The sequence below is a fragment of the Pseudomonas putida genome, from assembly GCF_028682455.1.
GTDB lineage: Bacteria > Pseudomonadota > Gammaproteobacteria > Pseudomonadales > Pseudomonadaceae > Aquipseudomonas > Aquipseudomonas putida_AA.
The window spans coordinates 942,181-965,276 of sequence record NZ_JANHLD010000003.1; the positions used below are offsets into that span (position 1 = coordinate 942,181).

Here is a 23,096-nt window from a genome sequence, read left to right on the forward strand (position 1 = left end):
GACATTCCATGAAAACCCTCTGGCAGCACTGCCATGTGGCAAGCATGGCCCAAGGCAGCTACTCGATCATCGAGGACGCGGCGATGGTCACCAGCGCCGGTCACATCGAGTGGATCGGTCCGCGCCAGTCGCTACCGGCCATCACCGCTGACAGAACCGTGGACCTGGGCGGCGCCTGGGTCACGCCGGGGCTGATCGACTGCCACACTCACGCGGTGTTCGGCGGCAATCGCAGCGGCGAGTTCGAGCAGCGCCTGCAAGGCGTGAGCTACGCCGACATCGCCGCCCAGGGCGGCGGCATCGCCAGCACCGTGCGGGCTACCCGCGCGGCCAGCGAAGATGAGTTGTTCGCCAGTGCCCGCCAGCGGGTGCAGGCGCTGTTGCGCGATGGCGTGACCACCCTCGAGGTGAAGTCCGGCTACGGCCTGGACCTGGCCAACGAGCGCAAGATGCTCAAGGTGGCTCGCCGCCTCGGCGATGAGCTGCCGGTCACCGTGCGCAGCACCTGCCTGGCCGCCCATGCCTTGCCGCCTGAGTACAAGGATCGCGCCGACGACTACATCACGCATATCTGCGACGAGATGCTCCCGGCCCTGGCTGCCGATGGGCTGGTCGATGCCGTGGATGCGTTCTGCGAGTACCTGGCCTTTTCCCCGGCCCAGGTCGAGCGGGTGTTCATCAAGGCCCATGAGCTGAAGTTGCCGGTCAAGCTGCATGCCGAGCAACTGTCGTCACTGGCCGGCTCCAGCCTGGCGGCGCGTTATCAGGCGCTGTCGGCAGATCACCTGGAGTTCATGACCGAAGACGATGCCATCGCCATGGCCGCGGCGGGCACGGTGGCGGTGTTGCTGCCGGGTGCCTTTTACTTCCTGCGCGAAACCCAGCTGCCACCCATGGAGGCCTTGCGCAAGCACGGGGTGAAGATCGCCATCGCGAGCGATCTCAACCCGGGCACTTCGCCGGGACTGTCGTTGCGCTTGATGCTCAACATGGCCTGCACCCTGTTTCGCATGACCCCGGAAGAAGCCCTGGCCGGTGTTACCCTGCACGCCGCCACGGCCCTGGGCCTGGGTCACAGCCATGGTTCGCTGGAAGTCGGCAAGGTGGCAGACTTCGTGGCCTGGCAGATCGAGCGCCCGGCAGACCTTTCGTATTGGCTGGGCGGCGACCTGCCCAAGCGAGTAGTGCGCCTGGGCCATGAAATTTTCAACTGAATAAAGGAGGGCCTATGGACAAGGTACTGAGTTTTCACCAAGGCAACCTGCCGCTGCTGATCAGCATGCCCCATGCCGGTCTGCGCCTGACTCCTGTGGTAAAGGCCGGGCTGGTGGCGCAGGCGCAAAGCCTGCCCGACACTGACTGGCACATTCCGCAGTTGTACGATTTTGCCCGTGAGCTGGGCGCCAGTGTGGTGGCGGCCGAGTACTCGCGCTTTGTCATCGACCTGAACCGTCCGGACGACGACAAACCCCTGTACGCCGGTGCCACCACCGGGCTGTACCCGGCCACCTTGTTCGAGGGCGAGCCTTTGTTCGAGGCTGGCAAGGAGCCGTCGGCCGAGGAGCGGGCCGAGTACCTGGAAGGTATCTGGCGCCCGTACCACGACACCCTGCGCCGTGAGCTGGGCCGCCTGCGCGAGCAGTTCGGCTATGCGCTGCTGTGGGATGCCCACTCGATCCGCTCGCATATCCCGCACCTGTTCGACGGCAAACTGCCGGACTTCAACCTGGGAACCTTCAACGGCGCCAGTTGCGACCCGCAGTTGGCCGAGCGCCTGCAAGCGGTTTGCGCCAGGGCCGAGCGCTACAGTCATGTGCTCAATGGTCGCTTCAAGGGTGGGCATATCACGCGTCACTATGGCGACCCGGCCAACAACATCCATGCGGTGCAGCTGGAGCTGGCGCAGAGCACCTATATGGAAGAGGTCGAGCCGTTCAGGTACCGCGAGGACCTGGCTCGACCGACCCAGGTGGTGTTGAAGCAGTTGCTGGAGACCCTGCTCGAGTGGGGTAAGACGCGGTAGCGTGCAGGCGCGGGCTTGCCCCGCGATTGCGATCTCATCGATACATCGCATCGCGGGCCAAGTCGAGACATCGCGCGGCCGCTCCTGCCGCCGCGATGATGCTCAAAGCGCAATTCGGGTTTATGATGCCCAACGGCAGAATAATTCCCACACGGAGTGCGTAATGCAGACCTTGTACCCGCAGATCAAACCCTACGCCCGGCACGATCTGGCCGTGGAAGCACCGCATGTGCTGTATGTCGACGAGAGCGGTTCGCCGGAAGGTCTGCCGGTGCTGTTCATCCACGGTGGTCCGGGCGCAGGTTGCGATGCCCAGAGCCGCTGCTACTTCGATCCCAACCTGTACCGGATCATCACCTTCGATCAGCGTGGCTGTGGTCGTTCGACCCCCCACGCCAGCCTGGAAAACAACACCACCTGGCACCTGGTCGAAGACATCGAGCGCATCCGCAAGCACCTGGGGATCGACAAGTGGGTACTGTTCGGTGGCTCCTGGGGTTCGACCCTGGCCCTGGCCTACGCCCAGACGCACCCCGAACGCGTACACGGGTTGATCCTGCGCGGTATCTTCCTGTGCCGTGCGCAGGAGATCGAGTGGTTCTACCAGGAGGGCGCCAGCCGCCTGTTCCCGGACTACTGGCAGGACTACATTGCACCGATTCCGGCCGAAGAGCGCGATGACCTGGTCAAGGCCTTCCACAAGCGCCTGACCGGCAACGACCAGATCGCCCAGATGCACGCCGCCAAGGCCTGGTCCACCTGGGAAGGCCGCACCGCCACCCTGCGGCCCAATCCGCTGGTGGTCGATCGCTTCTCGGAGCCGCAACGCGCCCTGTCGATCGCCCGCATCGAGTGCCATTACTTCACCAACAATGCCTTCCTCGAACCGGACCAACTGATCCGCGACATGCCGAAGATCGCCCACCTGCCGGCGGTGATCGTGCATGGCCGCTACGACGTGATCTGCCCCCTGGACAACGCCTGGGAGCTGCACCAGGCCTGGCCGAACAGCGAACTCAAGGTGATTCGCGACGCCGGCCATGCCGCGTCCGAACCGGGTATCACCGATGCCCTGGTGCGCGCCGCCGACCAGATGGCCCGGCGTCTGCTGGACCTGCCCTTGGAAGAAGCATGAAGGGGCTGCTGCAACGCGTGCATGGCGCGCGGGTCGATGTAGAAGGGCAAACCGTCGGGGCAATCGACCAGGGCCTGTTGGTACTGGTGGCGGTCGAGCCCGACGACACCCCGGCCCATGCCGACAAGCTCTTGCACAAGCTGCTCAACTACCGGGTGTTCAGCGATCCGCAGGGCAAGATGAACCTGTCGCTCAAGGACATCGGCGGCGGCTTGCTGCTGGTGTCCCAGTTCACCCTGGCCGCCGATACCCAGAGCGGGCTGCGGCCAAGCTTCTCGACTGCCGCGCCACCGGCACTGGGGGCCGAGTTGTTCGACTACCTGCTGGCCCAGGCCAGGCTCAAACATGAAACGGTTGCCAGTGGCCAATTTGGTGCAGACATGCAAGTCCATCTGGTCAATGATGGCCCGGTAACATTTATGTTACAAATCTGATGGCAAAAAACCGCTGTTTGAAGGAAAACAAGGGGTTTTGTGGCAGAAATAGTTTGTTTGGCCTGATGCGTTGTAACGCAGCCTGCTGGATAATCGCGCGCTATGTGGGCCTGCGTTCGTGGGTTCGTTTCACTCTGACTTGAGACTGTCTGGAACCGTTTGGGGAATCATTGCGCCCTTTCGGAGTCCGAACAGTGCTCGCCAACCTGGCATTTGTCGCTGGCCGTTGGTTCTTTAGATCTGTTTTCGGCGAGGGTTGCTCGTGATTGTAAGTCCCTGTAATGCACCAAGAACTCCTGGCAATCGGCTGCGCAAGGCCCTGCTGGCGGGCGCTACGCTGGTAGGCCTGTTCAGCGCTGGCCAGCTCTGGGCGTTCAACCTTGACGATGTCGCGGCCAAGGCGAAGGATCTTGCCGGACAGAAATATGAGGCTCCGAAAAGCAATCTGCCGGCCGTGTTCCGTGACATGAAATACGGTGACTACCAGCAGATTCGCTTCCTTAATGAGAAGGCCGAATGGGCGAATGAGAAGACCCCGTTCAAGCTGTCGTTCTATCACCAGGGCATGCACTTCGACACGCCGGTGAAAATCAACGAAGTCACGGCTACCTCGGTCAACGAGATCAAGTACGACGCGAGCCGCTTCGATTTCGGCAATGTACAGTTCGACCCCAAGGCCACCGAGAATCTGGGTTACGCCGGTTTCCGCGTCTTGTACCCGATCAACAAGGCCGACAAGCAGGATGAGATCATGACCCTGCTGGGCGCCAGCTACTTCCGCGTGGTCGGCAAGGGGCATGTGTATGGTCTGTCGGCCCGTGGCCTGGCCATCGACACCGCGCTGCCGTCCGGCGAAGAATTCCCGCGCTTCACCGAGTTCTGGGTCGAGCGTCCAAAGCCCACCGACAAGCACCTGGTGATCTATGCGCTGCTCGACTCGCCGCGTTCCACCGGCGCCTACCGCCTGACCCTGCGTCCGGGTAGCGACACCATTGTCGACGTCAAGTCCAAGGTGTTCCTGCGTGACCACGTCAGCCGCCTGGGCATTGCCCCGCTGACCAGCATGTTCCTGTTCGGCGGCAACCAGCCGTCCAAGGTGCTGAACTACCGTCCGGCCCTGCACGACTCCGAAGGCCTGTCGATCCACGCCGGCAATGGCGAATGGCTGTGGCGTCCGCTGAACAACCCGAAACACCTGGCCGTGAGCAACTTCAGCGTCGAGAACCCGCGTGGTTTCGGCCTGCTGCAGCGCCAACGTGAGTTCAGCCAGTTCGAAGACCTCGACGACAACTACCAGAAACGCCCAAGCGCCTGGATCGAGCCGGTTGGCGACTGGGGCAAGGGGACTGTCGACCTGGTCGAGATCCCGACCGCCGACGAAACCAACGACAACATCGTTGCGTTCTGGAGCCCGGAAAAACTGCCGGAGCCAGGCACCCCGTTCGAATACGCCTACCGCCTGCACTGGACCATCGACGAGTCCGAGTTCCACTCGCCGAACCTGGGCTGGGTCAAGCAGACCTTGCGTTCTACCGGTGACGTCAAGCAGTCCAACCTGATCCGCCAGCCAGACGGCAGTGTTGCCTTCCTGGTCGATTTCGAAGGCCCTGTGTTGGCTAAACTGCCAGAAGACACCGCTGTGCGCAGCCAGGTCAGCGTCGGCGACAACGCCGAGCTGGTCGAGAACAACCTGCGCTACAACCCGGAAATCAAAGGCTGGCGCCTGACCCTGCGGATGAAGATCAAGGATCCGAGCAAGTCCGTGGAAATGCGCGCGGCGCTGCTGCGTGACGTTCCGGTCGAGCCGGCCAAGCCAGCCAAACCTGCCAAGCAGGACAAAGCTGCGGCCAAGCATGCCAAGGCCGAGAAGCCTGCCGAGCAACCTGCCGCCGACGCGGCGCCTACCACCGGGACACCGGCCACCACCGAACAGGTGTTGACCGAGACCTGGAGCTACCAGTTGCCTGCCGATGAGTAACTCTCAAGCACGGCCAGAATCGCTTGGCGAATACCTGGCCCACTTACCACTGAGCGACGAGCAGCGGGCAGAACTTGCCAGTTGCACCTCGTTCAGCGAGCTGCACCAGCGTTTGTCGGCGCAGCCGACCGTCCGTGATGCCGAGGCCGTGCAGGCCTCGGTGGGCAGTCGCCTGACCTTGACCAGCGCCGCTGAAATGGAAGAGGCCGAGATGCTCGGCCTCGACGCCAGCGGTCGCGTGTGCCTGAAGGCCACACCACCGATCAAGCGTACCCGGGTGATTCCCGAGCCATGGCGGACCAACATCCTGATCCGTGCCTGGCGCCGCCTGACGGGGCGTACCAACGCCCCGCCACCGGCCAAGCGCGAGCTGCCCAAGGCACGCTGGCGCTGGGTCGGTTCCATGCGTCGCTATATCCTGCTGGCGCTGATGCTCGGCCAGACCATCGTCGCCGGCTGGTACATGAAGGGCATCCTGCCGTACCAGGGCTGGTCGTTCGTCGACCTCGACGAAATCATGCACCAGCCGTTGCTGCAAACAGCGACGCAGGTCTGGCCGTATGCGCTGCAGACCAGCATCCTGATCCTGTTCGGCATCCTGTTCTGCTGGGTGTCGGCCGGTTTCTGGACCGCATTGATGGGCTTTCTCGAGCTGTTGACCGGCCGCGACAAGTACCGCATCTCCGGCAGCAGTGCCGGTAACGAGCCGATCGAAGCCGGTGCGCGTACCGCCATCGTCATGCCGATCTGCAACGAAGATGTGCCACGGGTATTCGCTGGCCTGCGTGCGACCTTCGAGTCGGTGGCTGCCACCGGCGACCTGGATCGCTTCGACTTTTTCGTGCTCAGCGATACCAACGACACCGACATTGCCGTGGCCGAACAACAGGCCTGGCTCGAGGTGTGTCGCGAGTCCAAGGGCTTCGGGCGGATCTTCTACCGTCGCCGCCGTCGCCGGGTCAAGCGCAAGAGCGGCAACCTCGACGACTTCTGCCGTCGCTGGGGCAGCGACTACCGCTACATGGTGGTGCTGGACGCCGACAGCGTGATGAGCGGCGAATGCCTGACCAGTCTGGTGCGTCTGATGGAAGCCAACCCGGACGCCGGTATCATCCAGACCGCGCCGAAAGCCTCGGGCATGGACACCCTGTATGCCCGCATGCAGCAGTTCGCCACCCGCGTCTACGGTCCGCTGTTCACCGCCGGCCTGCACTTCTGGCAGTTGGGCGAGTCGCACTACTGGGGCCACAACGCGATCATCCGCATGAAGCCCTTCATCGAGCACTGCGCCCTGGCGCCGCTGCCGGGTAAGGGCGCGTTCGCAGGTGCGATTCTCTCCCACGACTTCGTCGAAGCTGCGCTGATGCGCCGTGCCGGCTGGGGCGTGTGGATCGCCTACGATCTGCCGGGCAGTTATGAAGAGTTGCCGCCGAACCTGCTCGATGAGCTCAAGCGCGACCGGCGCTGGTGCCACGGCAACCTGATGAACTTCCGCCTGTTCCTGGTCAAGGGCATGCACCCGGTGCACCGCGCGGTGTTCCTCACCGGGGTGATGTCGTACCTGTCGGCGCCGCTGTGGTTCTTCTTCCTGGTGCTGTCGACAGCGCTGCTTGCGACCAACACCCTGATGGAACCGCAGTACTTCCTCGAACCGCGCCAGCTTTACCCGTTGTGGCCGCAGTGGCATCCGGAGAAGGCCATCGCGTTGTTCTCCACCACCATCGTGCTGCTGTTCCTGCCCAAGCTGCTCAGCGTCATCCTGATCTGGGCCAAGGGTGCGAAAGAGTTTGGCGGGCGCTTCAAGGTCACCCTGTCGATGCTGCTGGAGATGCTGTTCTCCATGCTGCTGGCACCGGTGCGGATGATCTTCCACACCCGCTTTGTGCTCGCCGCGTTCCTCGGCTGGGCCGCGACCTGGAATTCGCCGCAGCGTGACGACGACTCCACCCCGTGGAGCGAAGCGGTACGCCGTCATGGCCCGCAGACCCTGCTGGGCGTGGCCTGGGCGCTGCTGGTGGCCTGGTTGAACCCGAGCTTCCTGTGGTGGCTGGTGCCGATCGTGGGGTCGCTGATGCTGTCGATTCCGGTGTCGGTGATCTCCAGCCGTGTGCACCTGGGCCTGCGCGCCAAGGACGAGAGCCTGTTCCTGATCCCTGAGGAATACGCCACGCCCCACGAGCTGCTGGCAACCGACCAGTACACCCACGAGAACCGCTGGCACGCCATGCACGACGGTTTCGTCCGTGCCGTGGTCGATCCGCAGCAGAACGCCCTGGCGTGTGCCCTGGCGACTGCGCGTCACGGTGTCGCAGCACCGATCGAGTCGCTGCGGGCCGAGCGAATCGAGATGGCGCTGGACCTGGGGCCGACTGGCCTGGACGGCCACACCCGCCTGGCCCTGCTCAGCGACCCGGTCGCCCTGGCTCGCCTGCACAACCGTGTGTGGGACGAGAAGAACGAGGCCTGGCTGAGCGTGTGGCGTCAGTCGATTGCCAACGATCCGCACTCGCCGTTGCTGCCGTTGCATCCCGAGTCGGTAGCGCAGCCTTCGATGGCCAGCGCCTGATTCATCGCGAGGCCCGCTCCTACCTTTAGGAGCGGGCTTGCCCCGCGACCGCCTCCCTCCTTTTTCCGATACCCACAACGCTGTCCATGCGTTAGCATCCCCTCCGAATATCTCGCACCCGTCTGTAGGACGGTTCGCGACAAAAATAAAATTCGAGCTTTCTTGCTGGGGGATCTGGTGATGTTGAAAAAGTATCTGTCGATGCTGCTGGTCGGCGTCACGGCGCTGGTCGCGGTCAATGCCGCCCAGGCAGCCGGGGCCATTGATGATGCGGTCAAGCGTGGCACCCTGCGTGCAGGCATGGACCCTACCTACATGCCGTTTCAGATGACCAACAAGCGCGGCGAGATCGTCGGCTTCGAAGTCGATATCCTCAAGGCCATGGCCAAGTCCATGGGCGTCAAGCTGGAGATGGTCTCCACCTCCTACGATGGCATCATCCCGGCCCTGATGACCGACAAGTTCGACATCATCAGCAGCGGCATGACCCTGACCCAGGAGCGCAACCTGAAGCTGAACTTCAGCGAACCCTTCATCGTTGTCGGTCAGACCCTGCTGATCCGCAAGGAGCTGGCGGGCGAGATCAAGTCCTACAAGGATTTGAACAACGAGAAATATCGCCTGACCTCCAAGCTCGGTACCACCGGTGAGATGGTCGCCAAGAAACTGATCGGCAAGGCCAAGTACCATGGCTACGACAACGAGCAGGAAGCGGTGATGGACGTGGTCAACGGCAAGGCCGATGCCTTCGTCTACGACGCTCCCTACAACGTGGTTGCCGTCAACAAGGCCGGTGCCGGCAAGCTGCTGTTCCTGGACAAACCGTTCACCTTCGAACCTCTGGCCTTCGGCCTGAAGAAGGGCGACTACGACAGCCTGAACTTCATCAACAACTTCCTGCACCAGATCAAGCACGACGGTACCTATGATCGAATCCACGACAAGTGGTTCAAGGACACCGCCTGGCTCAAGGACATGGAATAAGGTCACGGCCTGGAGCCTGGCTTGAAACCCGACGCGCAGGCTGGCCCTGCGCGTTCGCTTTTACGGACGTACCCTTACGTGATCAAACACAAAAAATCCCAGTGGCCCTGGCACGGGCTCACCGCGCTGGTCCTGGTGGGCCTGGCGTTGAGCCTGTATTACGCGACCTCGATGATCTCCTACGAGTGGAGCTGGAACCGGGTGCCGCAATACTTCGCCTACCAGGCAGAAGTCGCCCAGCGCGCGCCCGAAAACGGCACCATCGAGTCGATCACCCCCAACGGCGACATGGCCACCATCACCGTGCGCGACGAGAGTGGTACCGAGCAGGTGTTCGAGGTCGAACAGGCCAGTGTGCAGCTGTCTCGTGGCGATGATGTTGCCGAAGGCGACCTGATTGGCGTAACCCACCACTGGGCTGCCGGCCCCTTGGCATGGGGGCTGTGGACAACCATCTGGATTTCCGTGGCCTCTGGCGTGCTGGGCCTGGTGATTGGCCTGTTTGCCGGCCTGTGCCGCTTGTCGAGCAACCCGACCCTGCGTGACCTGTCCACGGTCTACGTCGAATTGGTGCGCGGCACACCACTGCTGGTACAGATCTTCATTTTCTACTTCTTCATCGGCACCGTGCTCAACCTGTCCCGGGAGTTTGCCGGGGTGGCGGCGCTGGCGCTGTTCACCGGCGCCTATGTGGCCGAAATCGTCCGTGCCGGCGTGCAGTCGATTGCCAAGGGGCAGGGCGAAGCCGCACGTTCGCTTGGCTTGAGCGCAAGCCAGTCGATGCGCCATGTGGTACTGCCGCAAGCGTTCAAGCGCGTGCTGCCGCCGCTGGCCGGGCAGTTCATCAGCCTGGTCAAGGACACCTCGCTGGTGTCGGTGATTGCCATTACCGAACTGACCAAGAGCGGGCGCGAAGCGATCACGACCTCGTTCTCGACCTTCGAGATCTGGTTCTGCGTTGCCGGGTTGTACTTGTTGATCAACCTGCCGCTGTCGCACATGGCCAGCCGGCTTGAGCGGAGGCTTGCGCAAAGTGATTGAAGTCCGAGATCTGGTAAAAGTCTTCGATACCCGTGGGCAAGTGGTGCGAGCGGTCGATCACGTCAGCACCGACGTCGCCAAGGGCGAAGTGCTGGTGGTGCTTGGCCCGTCCGGCTCGGGCAAGTCGACCTTCCTGCGTTGCCTGAACGGCCTGGAGTCCTTCGACGAGGGCACCGTGGCCATCGATGGCCTGCAACTGGCCGACCCCAAGACCGACGTAAACGCCTACCGCCGCGAAGTCGGCATGGTATTCCAGCATTTCAACCTGTTCCCGCACATGACCGTGCTCGAGAACCTGTGCCTGGCGCAGAAGGTGGTGCGCAAGCGCAGCAAGGTCGAGCGCGAGGTCAAGGCCCGGGCGCTGCTGGAGAAAGTCGGGATCGGCCAGAAGGCCAACGAGTACCCGTCGCGCTTGTCCGGTGGCCAGCAGCAGCGGGTGGCGATCGCCCGCGCCCTGGCGATGGATCCGAAGGTCATGCTGTTCGATGAGCCGACCTCGGCGCTGGACCCGGAAATGGTCGGCGAAGTGCTGGATGTGATGAAGACCCTGGCCCTGGAAGGCATGACCATGGTCTGTGTGACCCACGAAATGGGCTTTGCCCGTGAAGTGGCAGACCGGGTGCTGTTCTTCGACCATGGCAAGCTGCTGGAGGACTCGCCGCCCGAGCAGTTCTTCACCTCGCCCAAAGACCTGCGCGCCCAGGCGTTCTTGCGCCAGGTGCTGTAAGCCCTCGCGGGGCAAGCCTGCTCCTGCCTGTAGGAGCGGGCTTGCCCCGCGATACGGTTCACAACTGGAAGCGCCCGACCAGCGTCTGCAGGTGATTCCCCAACCGCGCCAACTCGACACTGGACGCCGCCGTCTCTTCACTGGCCGCTGAAGTCTGGTCCGACACATCCCGTACGTTCATCACGCTGCGGTTGATCTCTTCAGCCACCGCGCTCTGCTGCTCGGCCGCCGCTGCAATCTGCTGGTTCATCGCCTGGATCGCCGACACCGTACGGGTGATGGTCTCCAGGGACGTGCCCGCGCGACGGGTCAGTTCGACGCTGCTGTCGGTCAGGCTGCGGCTGGCATCCATCACCGTGGCCACTTGCTGGGTACCGTTCTGCAAGCCGGCAATCAATTGCTCGATTTCTTCGGTGGATTGTTGGGTACGCTGGGCCAGGCTGCGCACTTCATCGGCCACCACCGCGAAGCCGCGCCCGGCTTCCCCGGCGCGGGCCGCTTCGATGGCGGCGTTGAGGGCCAGCAGGTTGGTTTGCTGGGCGACCGACTTGATCACATCCAGCACGCTGCCGATCTTGTCGCTCTCGGCCTTGAGCTGGCCCATGGCCTCGCTGGAGTGGTTCACCTCGCTGGCCAAGCGCTCGATCTGGGCGATGGCCTCGCCCACCACCCGGTCGCCTTCGCGGGCCTGCTGGTCGGCTGCCACGGCAGCTTCCGAGGCTTCTTCGGCGTTACGTGCAACTTCATGCACGGTGGCGGCCATTTCATTCATGGCGGTGGCCACCTGGTCGGTCTCGACCTTCTGATTGTTGACCCCGGCGCTGGTCTGCTCGGTGACCGCCGACAGCTCTTCGGCGGCGCTGGCAATCTGGGTGACGCCATCACCGATGCCGCCGATCAGCTCGCGCAGGCTGACGGTCATGCGCTGCATGCTGCGCTGCAGTTGACCCAGTTCGTCGCGGCGCTCGACGTTGAGGTCCTGGCGCAGGTCGCCATTGGCAATGCGGTCGGCGGCGCCGAGGGTGATGCGCAGCGGGATGACGATCTGGCGGGTGATGGCCCAGGCGGCGAGCAGGCTGAACAACAGGGCCAGGACGGTGGCCAGGGTGAGCATGGACTTGGCGTGCTGCGACTCTTCATCGCGCACCTGGGTCAGGGCGGTGGTCAACTGCTGGCTCTGGTCGATCAGGGTCTGGCCCAGGCCGGCCATGTGCTGTGTCGCTTGCTCATTGGCGGCTTGCGCGGCACCGAACTGGACGACCGCTGCGCGGTAGGTGTCCAGGGCCCGTATGGCCTGCTGGAAACTGCTGGTGAAGTTGGCCGGCAGCACCTCGGCCAGTGTCCGCAGTTGGGCGGTGGCCTGGTCGATGGCCTCGAATGCGGCGTGCTGGAATTCTGACTTGGCGCTATAGGTGTAGCCGCGCACCTGGAAGCGTGCTTGCTGCAACAGCTTGCCGGCGCCGACGACGCTGTTGAACAGGTTCATATCGCCACCGCCGAGCAGTTGCTGCTCGACGTCGCTGATCAGGGCCACGGCCTGGTCGGCGCTGCTGGCCATGGCCTGGCGGCTGGCTTCCCGCTGCTTCGAAGCTTCGTCGGCCTGGTGCAGGGCCTGGCGGTAGTCGCGCACGGCCTGCTGCTGCTTCTCGATGTGTTGCTGGTCTTCGGGGCGGGTGATGCGCAGGTCGATCACGTGCAGCTGGCGCTCGAGGTTTGCCAGGGCCTTTTCGAGGTTCTGCGCCGAGGCTTCGTCGCCATGGATCTGGTAGCCCTGGCGGGCGATTCGCAATTCGAGGGTGGCCTGCAGGACCTGGGAGATGCCGCCCAGGGTATCGCCGCGCTGGGTGATGCCACTGATGCCCTGCCAGCCGGTCAGGGTTATGCTCAAGGTCAGCAGCAGCACCAGGCCGAAGCCGATGCCGAGTTTTCGATTGACGCTCACGTTACCCAGGTGCAGGGCTAACCAACGGTACATGGTGGGACTCCATTGCGATCGGCAGAGGCGATTTATTGTTCTGGTGCCAATGCATCGGCGCTGGAGCGCAAAACTGAAGTCAGAACAGACGAGCGAGCAGGGCGGTAACCGCTGTCTCCACGCGCAGGATGCGCTCGCCCAGTTGCACCGGGGCAAGGCCTGCCTTGCCCAGCAGGTCGATCTCGTAGGGGATCCAGCCGCCTTCCGGGCCGATGGCCAGGGTGACCGGCTCGTTCAGGCCGCGCGGGCAGGGGGGGAAGGGGCCCGGGTGGCCGACCAGGCCGAGGGTGCCGGCGGCGATGGCCGGCAGGCGGTCTTCGACGAAGGGCTTGAAGCGCTTCTCGATGATGATTTCGGGCAGGAGGGTGTCGCGGGTCTGCTCAAGGCCGAGGATCAGTTGCTCGCGAATCGCCTCGGGCTCGAGGAACGGCGTTTGCCAGAAACTTTTCTCGACCCGGTAGCTGTTGACCAGGATCAGCTTGGGCACACCCATGGTGGCGACGGTCTGGAACACCCGGCGTAGCATCTTGGGGCGCGGCAGGGCCAGCACCAGGGTCAGCGGCAGCTTGGCCGGTGGTTCTCGGTCGAAACTGACCGCAAGCTCCGCTTCATGGCCTTCCAGGCGCAGCACACGGGCTTCGCCCATCAGCCCGCCGATGCGACCGACGCGCAGGCTGTCGCCCACTGCCACGCGGTGGATGTCCTGCATGTGGGTAAAGCGCCGGTCGGCCAGGACCACGCGGTCGGCCGCGATGAAGTCGGCCTCCTCGAGCAGCAGCAGGTTCACGGCTGGGTCGCTGGCGGCTGGTCGTTATGGTCGTCGGCGGCATCATCGGGCTGCGCGCTGCGCTTGCGGATCAACGAGCCAAACAAGATGCCGATTTCGAACAGCAACCACATGGGCACCGCGAGCAGGGTCTGGGAGAAGATGTCCGGCGGGGTCAGGACCATGCCGACCACGAAGCAGCCGATGATCACGTACGGGCGGATTTTCTTCAGGTACTTCACGTCGACCACGCCGATCCACACCAGCAGCACCACGGCCACCGGGATCTCGAAGGCCACGCCGAAGGCGAAGAACAGGGTCATGACGAAGTCCAGGTAACTGGCAATGTCCGTCATCATCGACACCCCTTCCGGGGTCGCGCTGGCGAAGAAACCGAAGATCAGCGGGAACACCAGGAAGTAGGCGAAGGCCATCCCGGCGTAGAACAGGAAGATGCTGGAGATCAGCAGAGGAATGGCGATGCGCTTTTCGTGGCGGTACAGGCCAGGGGCGATGAAGCCCCAGATCTGCTGCAGGATCAGCGGTATGGCCAGGAACAGCGAGACGATCATGGTCAGCTTGAACGGCGTCAGGAACGGCGAGGCCACGTCGGTGGCGATCATCGTTGCGTTGGCCGGCAAGTGGGCGCGCAGGGGCGCCGAGACCAGGGTGTAGATCTGCTGCGCGAAGGAAAACAGCCCGGCGAAGATCAGGAAGATGGCCGCGACGCAGCGCAGCAGGCGTGTACGCAGCTCGGTGAGGTGCGAAACCAGCGGCATCGGCTGGTCGTTTTCCGGAATATCGCTCATGGGGCTCGCGGGGGCTGTGTCGGTTCGGTGGTCACGCTGGCGGCTGGCGCGGTGTCGCTGCTGGCCGGTGTAGGCGCGGCGGCGGTTTCGCCGCTGGCAGCCGGGGTTGCCGGCGGCTGGGGGCTCACGCTCTGCGGGTTGAGGATCTTACGCGCTTCCTGTTCCATGGAAAGGATGTGCTCATTGTGCAGTTGGCGGCGGATGTCATCGGCACCGATTTCGCGCTCCACTTCCTGCTTGATCGCATTGAAGCTGCGCTTGAGGCGGCCGATCCACAAGCCGGCGGTACGCGCGGCACCGGGCAGGCGCTCGGGGCCGAGTACCAGCAGGGCCACCAGGCCTACGAGCAGAAGTTCGCCGAAGCTGATCCCGAACATTGATCAATCTTTCCTGATGGGCTCTTCGACTTTGTGTGCCTGGCCGTCGATGGTCTGCGGCTGGTTCAGCGGCGAGGCCTGAGGCTGGACGGGCGGTGCAGGTTGTACCGGTGGCGGGGTGGATTCGGCAGGCTTGGACTCTTCCTCGTTCATGGCCTTGCGAAAGCCCTTGATCGATTCGCCCAGGTCGCTGCCCAGGTTCTTCAGCTTCTTGGTGCCGAACACCAGTACCACCACGACCAGCAGGACAACCCAGTGTTTCCAGTCAAAAATACCCATGGTGCAATCCCTCGAGATAATTCAGTTAGGCCGAAGGCTGGCGCGCGGCCTTTTCGGCGTGCCCGGAAAGGCCAAAGCGACGGTCCAGCTCGTCCAGCACCGCCTGCGGGTGCTGGCCCAGTGCGGCGAGCATGACCAGGCTATGGAACCACAGATCGGCGGTCTCGTAGATGACATCGCTGTAATCTCCGCTGTGGGCGGCATCCTTGGCAGCAATGATGGTCTCGATCGACTCTTCGCCGAGCTTTTCCAGGATCTTGTTCAGGCCCTTGTGATACAGGCTGGCCACATAGGAGCTTTCGGGCTCGGCGCCCTTGCGCGACTCCAGTACTTCAGCCAGGCGGGTCAGGGTGTCGCTCATGTCAGTGTCCTGCGCTGTAGATGGCATGGGGATCCTTGAGGACCGGGTCGACGGTTTTCCACTCACCGTTTTCATGGACACGGTAGAAGCAGCTCTCGCGACCGGTATGGCAGGCGATATGCCCCAGTTGCTCGACCATCAGGATGATCACGTCGGCGTCGCAGTCCAGGCGCATTTCGTGCAGTTTCTGCACATGACCGGACTCTTCACCCTTGCGCCACAGTTTGCCACGGGAACGCGACCAATAGATGGCACGCTGCTCGGTGGCGGTCAGGCTCAATGCCTCGCGGTTCATCCAGGCCATCATCAGCACGCGCCCGGTCTTGTGGTCCTGGGCAATGGCCGGTACCAGGCCATCGCTGTTCCAGTTGATCTCGTCCAGCCAGTCTTTCATGTTCGGCTCCAAATCAGGGCCCGATCCTCTGCCGGGCCCTTGCGCTAGTGTGCCAGCCACAGGCGCGGCTGGCTATCGACGCACTATCAGGTAGAGGCCCGCGGCAAGCATCAGCCAGGCCGGCCAGGCAGCCGGGGCGCTGAGGCTCACGGCGCCGGCGGCCAGGGTTGCGCCGCCGGCGAGCAGGCCGGCGCCGAGCAGGCGCAAGGCCCAGCCATCGCCTTTCTGCTGCCAGGGGCTGGGCGGGTCGGCCAGGTGCGGTTGCGACATGCGCTCGAGCAAATCGCGCGTCATGCCGGCCAGGTGCGGAATCTGTTCGACCTGGCCGTGCAGGTTCTGCAGCAGGGTCTTGGGGCTAACGCGCTCGCGCATCCAGCGTTCCAGGAACGGCTGGGCAGTGCTCCACAGGTCCAGCTCGGGGTATAGCTGACGCCCCAGGCCCTCGATGTTGAGCAGGGTTTTTTGCAGCAGTACCAGTTGAGGCTGGACTTCCATGTTGAAGCGCCGCGCCGTCTGGAACAGGCGCATCAGCACCTGGCCGAAGGAGATGTCCTTGAGCGGCTTTTCGAAGATCGGCTCGCACACGGTGCGGATGGCCGCTTCGAATTCGTTGAGTTTGGTGTGGGCCGGTACCCAGCCCGAATCGATGTGCAACTGAGCCACGCGGCGGTAGTCGCGCTTGAAGAAGGCGAACAGGTTGCGGGCGAGGTAATCCTGGTCTTCGGGGGTCAGGCTGCCGACGATGCCGCAGTCGATGGCGATGTACTGCGGGCTCCACGGCTTGACGGTGCTGACGAAAATGTTGCCCGGGTGCATGTCGGCGTGGAAGAAACTGTCGCGAAACACCTGGGTGAAGAAGATTTCGACACCGCGCTCGGCGAGCATCTTCATGTCGGTGCGCTGGTCGGCCAGGGTGGCCAGGTCGGTGACCTGGATCCCGTAGATGCGCTCCATCACCAGCACCTTGGGGCGGCACCAGTCCCAGTACACCTGGGGCACGTACATCATCTCCGAGCCTTCGAAGTTGCGCTTGAGCTGGCTGGCGTTGGCCGCCTCGCGCAGCAGGTCGAGCTCGTCGTAGATTGTCTTCTCGTAGTCGTTGACCACTTCTACCGGGTGCAGCAGGCGGGCATCGGCCGATACGCGCTCTGCGCCACGGGCAATCAGGAACAGCCAGGCCAGGTCCTGGGCGATGATGGGCTTGAGGCCCGGGCGCACTACCTTGACCACCACCTCTTCGCCGCTCTTGAGCTTGGCCGCGTGTACCTGGGCCACCGAGGCCGAAGCCAGGGGTTCGACGTCGAAGCGGCTGAACACCTCGCTGATTTTCGCCCCGAGCTGTTCTTCGATCAGGGCCACGGCCTTTTGAGGGTCGAAGGGCGGCACCCGGTCCTGCAGCAGCATCAACTCATCGGCGATGTCTTCGGGCAGCAGGTCGCGGCGGGTCGAGAGCAGTTGGCCAAACTTGATGAAGATCGGTCCCAGGTCCTGCAAGGCCAGGCGCAGGCGTGCGCCACGGCTGAGCTCGAGAGTCTTGCGGGGGAACCAGCGCCAGGGCATCAGGTGCCGCAGGGCCATCAGCCACCAGGGCAGCGGAAGGTCGAACAGCAGGTCATCGAGTCGGTAGCGGATGACTACGCTCTGGATGCGCAACAGACGGCGGACGGCAAGCAGCTTCATGCGTTATCGCTGGTATCAAGGGATCGGGCAAGGCGCTCGATGCGCGCCTCGAGGCGTTCAATATCGACTTTGAGCGTGTCGAGCTCGCTGAACCGGGCTTCGGCTTCGCGTTGTCCGACCAGGGTACGGGCTTCTTCGGCCAGGTACTCGGAGAGGTTCTGGTTCAAGTTGGCGAAGCCCTGGCGGGTCCAGCTGGCGCGACTGCGCAGGTGGCCGCTGAGCAACTGCGTGGCGACCGGGCCCAGCCAGCGCGAGACTTCGTATTCCCAGTCCAGCTCCAGATCCTGCAGCACCGCGACCAGATCGAGCAACACCGCGCTGTCGCCTTCGAGTTCCACCTGTGGGCTGTGCAGCACCGCCGGTTTGTCCTGGCTGAGGGCCAGGCGCACCAGGCTGCTGGCCGGCGCGCGCAGGGTGCAGTCGGCTTCGACCGCCCAGTGGGCCGCCAGCATCAGGCCATCTTCGCCGGGCAGGATGAACAGTTGCAGTGCCGGCTGGCGACAGTCGATGGCAATGACCTTGCCATTGAGCGCAGCCAGGCGCGGCAGCGCCGTGCTGTCCAGGCGAAGGACACGGTTGAGGCCGTGTTCGACGCTGGCGAGAAGACCGGCCAGGAGCATCAGGGCTTGATACCCCGGTGCAGGGCGACGATGCCGCTGGTCATGTTGTGGTAGGTGACGCGGTCGAAACCGGCCTCGACCATCATGGCCTTGAGGGTCTCCTGGTCGGGGTGCATGCGGATCGACTCGGCCAGGTACCGGTAGCTTTCCGAATCGTTGGTGATCAGCTTGCCGGCCAGCGGCATGAAGGCGAACGAGTAGGCGTCGTAGACCTTGGACATCAGCTTGTTGGTCGGCTTGGAGAACTCCAGCACCAGCAGACGGCCGCCTGGCTTGAGCACCCGCAGCATCGAGCGGATGGCGTCTTCCTTGTGGGTGACGTTACGCAGGCCGAACGCGATGGTCACGCAATCGAAGTGATTGTCGGGGAACGGTAGCTTTTCAGCGTCGGCCTGGACGAATTCGATATTGCCGGCCACCCCACGGTCGAGCAGGCGGTCGCGACCGACCTTGAGCATCGACTCGTTGATGTCGGCCAGTACCACCTGGCCAGTCGGGCCGACCAGTTGCGAGAACTTGGCGGCCAGGTCACCGGTGCCACCGGCAATGTCCAGTACCCGATTGCCGCTGCGCACACCGGACAGCTCGATGGTAAAGCGCTTCCACAGGCGATGCATGCCGCCGGAAAGCACATCGTTCATCAGGTCGTACTTGGCTGCTACAGAGTGGAAAACCTCAGCGACCTTCTCCGCTTTCTGGCTTTCCGGCACGTTCTGATAGCCGAAATGGGTGACGGGTTCGGCGTTGTCGCCTTTGCGCTGATCGTTCATATCGCTTCACCGGAAAAAATTACTGGCCATTCTAGGGCGTACGGTCGGATTTGTCTTGGCGGGGTGTGTCGCAGGTAGGGCGCGGGCATAATAGTCAGTATGCCTCTGAACCCAGGATTGAATGAATGACCCAGATCAGCGTTGAACGCAAACACAGCCTGGGCCGCCAAGCGGCTCGGGAAAAGGCCCAGGCCCTGGTCGACAAACTGGCCCGCGAATACGACCTCACCGCCCGCTGGGACGGCGACCGGGTCGAGGTCAAGCGCAGTGGCGCCAATGGCAGCGTGCAGATCGGCGAAGACAGCATCAAGGTCGAGCTCAAGCTGGGGATGATGCTGTCGATGATGAGCGGGACCATCAAGTCCGAGATCGAGCGGGCCCTCGATAAGGCGCTCGCCTAGCGGCGCAAGCTGCAAGTGGCTCGTGGTGGGGCGAAGGCATCGGGATCACCGCTGCTCTTTCTTTGCCGCTTGAAGCTTGCAGCTGTCCTTATTAGTGTGCCGTTTCTAATTTTTATCCCTACCGTATGCTCAAGCCCAACTTCCATGGGCAGTTCCTCCATATCTATTCGAGCGTGAGGTGCAGAGCATGGCCAAAGTGATCCTGAAGAAGAAAGATGACACCCAGCGTACGCTGGGCGAGGTGCGCGGCTACGCGCGCAAAATTTGGCTGGCAGGCCTGGGTGCTTATGTCCGGGTGGGCCAGGAAGGTGCCGACTACCTGAAAGAGCTGGTCAAGGCCGGTGAAACTGTCGAGAAGCGCAGCAAGAAACGTATCGACCTCGAGCTCGATGCAGCCAACAGCCAGATCGACTCGGTCAAGGGCGAGATCTCCAGTGTGAAGGGCAAGGTCGAAGTCCAGCTCGATAAAATCGAAAAGGCTTTCGACACACGGGTCGCCAGCGCCTTGAATCGCATCGGCATACCGTCTAAACATGACGTGGAGGCACTTTCTGCCAAGCTCGATGAGCTGACGGCATTGCTCGAACGTGTCGCGCGCAAACAATAAGGAGATCGGGATGGCTGGCAAGAAGAATAGCGATAAAGAAAGCAGCTCCTGGGTCGGGGGAATCGAGAAATATTCCCGCAAGATCTGGCTGGCTGGTTTGGGTATCTACTCCAAGATCGACCAGGACGGCAACAAGCTCTTCGAGTCCCTGGTCAAAGACGGCGAGAAGGCTGAAAAGCAGGCCAAGGGTTCCGTTGACGCGGCCAAGGCTTCGGCCAAGTCGGCCACCTCTCGGGTGGGTGATGTGAAAGACCGTGCGCTGGGCAAGTGGAGCGAGCTCGAAGAGGCTTTCGACAAGCGCCTGAACAGTGCCATCTCACGCCTGGGTGTGCCGAGCCGCAATGAGGTCAAGGCGCTGCACCAGCAGGTCGACACGCTGACCAAGCAGATCGAGAAGCTGACCGGTGCCTCGGCCAAGTCGGCTTCCAGCAAGCCTGCTGCCACTAAAGCTACAGCCAAGCCGCTGGCCAAAGCTGCACCGAAAGCCGCAGCCAAACCTGCGGCTAAAACGGCTGCGACCAAACCTGCGACAGCGAAGACTGCAGCGGCCAAGCCGGCTGCCAAACCTGCAGCCAAGCCGGCAGCAGCCAAAGCGACAGCAAAACCTGCCGCAAAACCTGCCGCGGCTAAAAAGCCTGCGGTGAAGAAAGCACCGGCCAAGCCAGCAGCACCAGCGGCCAGTGCGGCGCCTGTACCGAGCGCAGTACCTGCTGCTTCGGCGCCGGCAGCACCGGCGGCTCCTGCGCCATCGGCTTCGGTGAGTCCGCTCAACCCGTCCTGATTTTCAGGCGGATTTTTCGCGGGGCAAGCCCGCTCCCACATGATCTGTGGGAGCGGGCTTGCCCCGCGATGCTTTCAGCCATCCAGGTAGCGCAGGGCAATCTGCTCCGCCGCATGCCGGGAGCCGTTCTCCAGGTGCGGCGCCACCAGCATCATCACCTGGTACACCACCACACCCACTTCCCCCTCACGGGCCAACACCCGCTGGTAGTCGAGGGAGAACAGCAGTGTCAGGGTGATCTGCTCCACCAGTTGCCCCAGGGCTCGCGTATCACTGGTCACCTGTCCCTGGGCCTTGAGGCTGGCGAGCAGGGCAGCGAGGGTGCGCTTGAGGGCGTTGAGCAGGTTGCGCATGCCACGGGCCAGCTTGGGCAGGCGGCCGGTGAGATTCGACAGGTCCTGGAACAGGAAACGGTACTGGGCCATGCGCTCGACGATCAGGTGCAGGAACAGCCAGTAGTCCTCGGCATCCAGGCGCACCTCCAGGGGCGGGTCGAGCAGTGGCGTCAGCTCGTCTTCGAAGCGCTCGAACAAGCCCAGCACCAGCGGCTCCTTGCCGTGGAAGTGGTAGTACAGGTTGCCGGGGCTGATGCCCATCTCGTTGGCAATCTCGAGGGTCGAGACATTGGGCTCGCCCTGCTGGTTGAACAGCTGCAGGGCACATTCCAGAATACGGTCGCGGGTTTTCATCCGTTCTACTTGTTCAGCGCGCCTGCACGTAAGTGCCAGGGGCGGGGTCCATGGGAGGGTAGTTCTGGTTGCCCAGGGTCATCAGGGTTTCGCGCTGGGCACCGGAACGGGCTTGAATCCATTCCAGCCACTGCGGCCACCAGCTGCCGTCGATCTGCTTGGCGTCATAGAACCAGGCGCGTGGGTCACTGCTCAGGCGCGGGTTGTCGACGTAGTGCGCCTTGGGGTTGCCCGGTGGGTTGAGGATGCTCTGCACATGGCCGCTGTTGGCCAGGATGAAACGCTTGTCGCCCCCCAGCAGCAGGGTGGAGCGATAGACCGCATCCCACGGGGTGATGTGGTCATTGCTGCCGGCCACGCTGAAGCTGTCGACATTGACCTTCTGCAGGTCGATCGGTGTGCCGCAGACCTCCAGGCCTGCCGGATGGGTCAGCGGGTTGTGCTTGAAGAAATCCAGCAAGTCGCCGTGCAAGGCAGCGGGCAGGCGGGTGTTGTCGTTGTTCCAGTAGAGGATGTCGAAGGCCGGCGGCGCCTTGCCCAGCAGGTAGTTGTTGACGAAGTAGTTCCAGATCAGGTCGTTGGGGCGCATCCAGGCGAATACCTTGGCGATCTCCCGGCCATCGAGCACGCCTTGCTGGTAGGAACGGCGCTTGGCAGCTTCCAGTGTCTGTTCGTCGGCGAACAGGCTGGCCGGGCTGTCGATCTGGCTGTCGAGCAGGCTGACCAGGTAGGTGGCGCTGCTGATCCGTCGCAATTGGCGCTTGGCCTGCAAGTGGCCCTGCAATGCTGCCATGGTCAGGCCGCCGGCACAGGCGCCCATCAGGTTGACCTCGCGGCTGCCGGTAATCGCCCGGCACACGTTCATGGCCTCTTCCAGCGCTTCGACATAACTCGACAGGCCCCACTCGCGATGGCGCGGGTCAGGGTTGCGCCAGCTGACCATGAAGGTCTGCAGGCCGTTCTTGAGCATGTACTGGACGAAGCTGTTGGCCGGGCTCAGGTCGAAGATGTAGAACTTGTTGATCTGCGGCGGCACCACCAGCACCGGCCGGGCGTATTGGGTTTCGCTCATCGGCTTGTACTGGATCAGTTCCAGCAGCTCGTTGCGAAACACCACCGCGCCCGGGGTGGTGGCAAGGTTCCTGCCGACCTCGAAGGCGTCGGGGTTGACCTGGCGGGGCAGGCCGTCGTTATGGCGCAGATCGTCGATGAGGTGGTGCACCCCGCGTACCAGGCTCAGGCCGCCAGAGTTGAGCAGCTCCTTGACGGCGGCAGGATTGAGCAGGGAATTGCTCGGCGCCATGGCGTCGTTTAGCAAGCTGAAGAGAAAGTGCGCACGGGCGCGGTCATCAGCCTCCAGCTGGCTCTCGTCGATCCACTGGCGGGTCTGCTTCTGCCAGGCCAGGTACGCCTGCAGTCCGCGGCTGTAGAAAGGGTTTAGGCTCCAGGCCGGATCCTTGAAGCGGTTGTCGCGGGAGCTGGGCTGGTGGGGCGTGTCGCCAAGCAGCACGCGGCCCAGCTGGTTGCCCAGGGCGAGCACATGCTTGGCCGTGTGCAGCGGGTGACGCAGGCTGTGACGGCTGACATTGCGCAGCGTTGAAAGCAGGTCGCGGCCACGCAGGCCGCTGATTGCACTCTGCACGTTCATGTAAGTGGCGGGGACCGGTATCGACCCCTTCGCGGGCTTGTCTTTCATCAG

At 63.2% G+C, this 23,096-nt stretch carries 24 protein-coding genes and 1 pseudogene; 12 read left to right on the plus strand and 13 right to left on the minus strand.

Annotated elements, in window-relative coordinates; genetic code table 11:
• Positions 1 to 8: 8 nt before the first annotated feature.
• The 9 genes from hutI (at position 9) to NPS58_RS21465 (ending at position 10,888) form a co-directional block, all read left to right on the plus strand.
• Entirely contained in the window at positions 9 to 1,214 is a 1,206-nt protein-coding gene (hutI, locus tag NPS58_RS21425) for an imidazolonepropionase (protein WP_274117274.1), read from the plus strand.
• A gap of 14 nt (positions 1,215 to 1,228) precedes the next feature.
• The gene (gene hutG / locus NPS58_RS21430) at positions 1,229 to 2,023 is read left to right on the plus strand and encodes an N-formylglutamate deformylase (RefSeq protein ID WP_274117275.1); all 795 of its coding nucleotides are present in this window, start codon (positions 1,229 to 1,231) and stop codon (positions 2,021 to 2,023) included.
• Between the two features lie 163 nt (positions 2,024 to 2,186).
• On the plus strand, positions 2,187 to 3,158 hold the full coding sequence (gene pip, locus NPS58_RS21435; protein ID WP_274117276.1) for a prolyl aminopeptidase: 972 nt from the start codon (positions 2,187 to 2,189) through the stop codon (positions 3,156 to 3,158).
• Positions 3,155 to 3,592: a D-aminoacyl-tRNA deacylase gene (gene dtd, locus NPS58_RS21440; RefSeq protein WP_274117277.1), complete on the plus strand. Its 438-nt coding sequence runs from the start codon at positions 3,155 to 3,157 to the stop codon at positions 3,590 to 3,592. Before pip ends, dtd begins: the two co-directional genes overlap by 4 nt.
• A gap of 262 nt (positions 3,593 to 3,854) precedes the next feature.
• Entirely contained in the window at positions 3,855 to 5,570 is a 1,716-nt protein-coding gene (locus tag NPS58_RS21445; RefSeq protein WP_274117278.1) for a glucan biosynthesis protein G, read from the plus strand.
• Positions 5,563 to 8,136: a glucans biosynthesis glucosyltransferase MdoH gene (mdoH, locus tag NPS58_RS21450; protein ID WP_274117279.1), complete on the plus strand. Its 2,574-nt coding sequence runs from the start codon at positions 5,563 to 5,565 to the stop codon at positions 8,134 to 8,136. Before NPS58_RS21445 ends, mdoH begins: the two co-directional genes overlap by 8 nt.
• 183 nt (positions 8,137 to 8,319) lie before the next feature.
• Positions 8,320 to 9,120 (plus strand): transporter substrate-binding domain-containing protein, encoded by an 801-nt coding sequence (locus tag NPS58_RS21455; protein WP_028945550.1) that lies wholly within the window; start codon positions 8,320 to 8,322, stop codon positions 9,118 to 9,120.
• 78 nt (positions 9,121 to 9,198) lie between these two features.
• Positions 9,199 to 10,161: an amino acid ABC transporter permease gene (locus NPS58_RS21460; protein WP_274117280.1), complete on the plus strand. Its 963-nt coding sequence runs from the start codon at positions 9,199 to 9,201 to the stop codon at positions 10,159 to 10,161.
• The gene (locus tag NPS58_RS21465) at positions 10,154 to 10,888 is read left to right on the plus strand and encodes an amino acid ABC transporter ATP-binding protein (protein WP_274117588.1); all 735 of its coding nucleotides are present in this window, start codon (positions 10,154 to 10,156) and stop codon (positions 10,886 to 10,888) included. The genes NPS58_RS21460 and NPS58_RS21465 overlap by 8 nt, the downstream gene beginning before the upstream one ends.
• A gap of 58 nt (positions 10,889 to 10,946) precedes the next feature.
• Here NPS58_RS21465 and NPS58_RS29690 read toward each other — a convergent pair whose 3' ends face one another.
• The 11 genes and pseudogenes from NPS58_RS29690 to ubiE all read right to left on the minus strand — a co-directional run bounded on the left by NPS58_RS29690 (position 10,947) and on the right by ubiE (position 18,919).
• Positions 10,947 to 11,819: a methyl-accepting chemotaxis protein gene (locus NPS58_RS29690; RefSeq protein ID WP_425313110.1), complete on the minus strand. Its 873-nt coding sequence runs from the start codon at positions 11,817 to 11,819 to the stop codon at positions 10,947 to 10,949.
• A pseudogene (locus NPS58_RS29695) lies at positions 11,802 to 12,863 on the minus strand (methyl-accepting chemotaxis protein); the annotation flags it as partial. The pseudogene NPS58_RS29695 and the gene NPS58_RS29690, both read right to left, overlap by 18 nt.
• Positions 12,864 to 12,942: 79 nt before the next feature.
• Positions 12,943 to 13,650, minus strand: coding sequence for a 16S rRNA (uracil(1498)-N(3))-methyltransferase (locus NPS58_RS21475; RefSeq protein ID WP_274117282.1), 708 nt, complete (start codon positions 13,648 to 13,650; stop codon positions 12,943 to 12,945).
• Entirely contained in the window at positions 13,647 to 14,438 is a 792-nt protein-coding gene (tatC, locus tag NPS58_RS21480) for a twin-arginine translocase subunit TatC (protein WP_274117283.1), read from the minus strand. The genes NPS58_RS21475 and tatC overlap by 4 nt, the downstream gene beginning before the upstream one ends.
• Positions 14,435 to 14,815, minus strand: coding sequence for a Sec-independent protein translocase protein TatB (tatB, locus tag NPS58_RS21485; RefSeq protein ID WP_274117284.1), 381 nt, complete (start codon positions 14,813 to 14,815; stop codon positions 14,435 to 14,437). Before tatB ends, tatC begins: the two co-directional genes overlap by 4 nt.
• A gap of 3 nt (positions 14,816 to 14,818) precedes the next feature.
• Complete coding sequence (locus NPS58_RS21490) at positions 14,819 to 15,094, minus strand: twin-arginine translocase TatA/TatE family subunit (RefSeq protein ID WP_274117285.1); 276 nt, start codon at positions 15,092 to 15,094, stop codon at positions 14,819 to 14,821.
• Between the two features lie 25 nt (positions 15,095 to 15,119).
• Positions 15,120 to 15,455, minus strand: coding sequence for a phosphoribosyl-ATP diphosphatase (locus NPS58_RS21495; RefSeq protein ID WP_274117286.1), 336 nt, complete (start codon positions 15,453 to 15,455; stop codon positions 15,120 to 15,122).
• 1 nt (position 15,456) lies between these two features.
• Positions 15,457 to 15,849 (minus strand): phosphoribosyl-AMP cyclohydrolase, encoded by a 393-nt coding sequence (gene hisI / locus NPS58_RS21500; protein ID WP_274117287.1) that lies wholly within the window; start codon positions 15,847 to 15,849, stop codon positions 15,457 to 15,459.
• Between the two features lie 72 nt (positions 15,850 to 15,921).
• Complete coding sequence (gene ubiB / locus NPS58_RS21505) at positions 15,922 to 17,529, minus strand: ubiquinone biosynthesis regulatory protein kinase UbiB (RefSeq protein WP_274117288.1); 1,608 nt, start codon at positions 17,527 to 17,529, stop codon at positions 15,922 to 15,924.
• Positions 17,526 to 18,149, minus strand: a complete 624-nt coding sequence (locus NPS58_RS21510) for a ubiquinone biosynthesis accessory factor UbiJ (RefSeq protein WP_274117289.1) — start codon at positions 18,147 to 18,149, stop codon at positions 17,526 to 17,528. The genes ubiB and NPS58_RS21510 overlap by 4 nt, the downstream gene beginning before the upstream one ends.
• Positions 18,149 to 18,919 (minus strand): bifunctional demethylmenaquinone methyltransferase/2-methoxy-6-polyprenyl-1,4-benzoquinol methylase UbiE, encoded by a 771-nt coding sequence (gene ubiE / locus NPS58_RS21515; RefSeq protein ID WP_028945562.1) that lies wholly within the window; start codon positions 18,917 to 18,919, stop codon positions 18,149 to 18,151. Before ubiE ends, NPS58_RS21510 begins: the two co-directional genes overlap by 1 nt.
• A 125-nt stretch (positions 18,920 to 19,044) precedes the next feature.
• On the opposite strand from ubiE, the gene NPS58_RS21520 reads away from it, so the two are divergent.
• From NPS58_RS21520 to NPS58_RS21530, 3 genes are all read left to right on the plus strand, one after another.
• A complete protein-coding gene (locus NPS58_RS21520; protein ID WP_105642370.1) occupies positions 19,045 to 19,320 on the plus strand; it encodes a polyhydroxyalkanoic acid system family protein in 276 nt (91 codons plus the stop codon).
• Between the two features lie 187 nt (positions 19,321 to 19,507).
• Positions 19,508 to 19,927 (plus strand): phasin family protein, encoded by a 420-nt coding sequence (locus NPS58_RS21525; RefSeq protein ID WP_274117290.1) that lies wholly within the window; start codon positions 19,508 to 19,510, stop codon positions 19,925 to 19,927.
• A 10-nt stretch (positions 19,928 to 19,937) separates the two neighbouring features.
• A complete protein-coding gene (locus NPS58_RS21530) occupies positions 19,938 to 20,708 on the plus strand; it encodes a phasin family protein (protein ID WP_274117291.1) in 771 nt (256 codons plus the stop codon).
• Between the two features lie 74 nt (positions 20,709 to 20,782).
• On the opposite strand, the gene NPS58_RS21535 is transcribed toward NPS58_RS21530, so the two are convergent.
• Both NPS58_RS21535 and phaC read right to left on the minus strand, forming a co-directional pair.
• The gene (locus NPS58_RS21535; protein ID WP_274117292.1) at positions 20,783 to 21,397 is read right to left on the minus strand and encodes a TetR/AcrR family transcriptional regulator; all 615 of its coding nucleotides are present in this window, start codon (positions 21,395 to 21,397) and stop codon (positions 20,783 to 20,785) included.
• Positions 21,398 to 21,410: 13 nt separating this feature from the next.
• Entirely contained in the window at positions 21,411 to 23,093 is a 1,683-nt protein-coding gene (phaC, locus tag NPS58_RS21540) for a class II poly(R)-hydroxyalkanoic acid synthase (protein ID WP_274117293.1), read from the minus strand.
• Positions 23,094 to 23,096 lie beyond the last annotated feature (3 nt).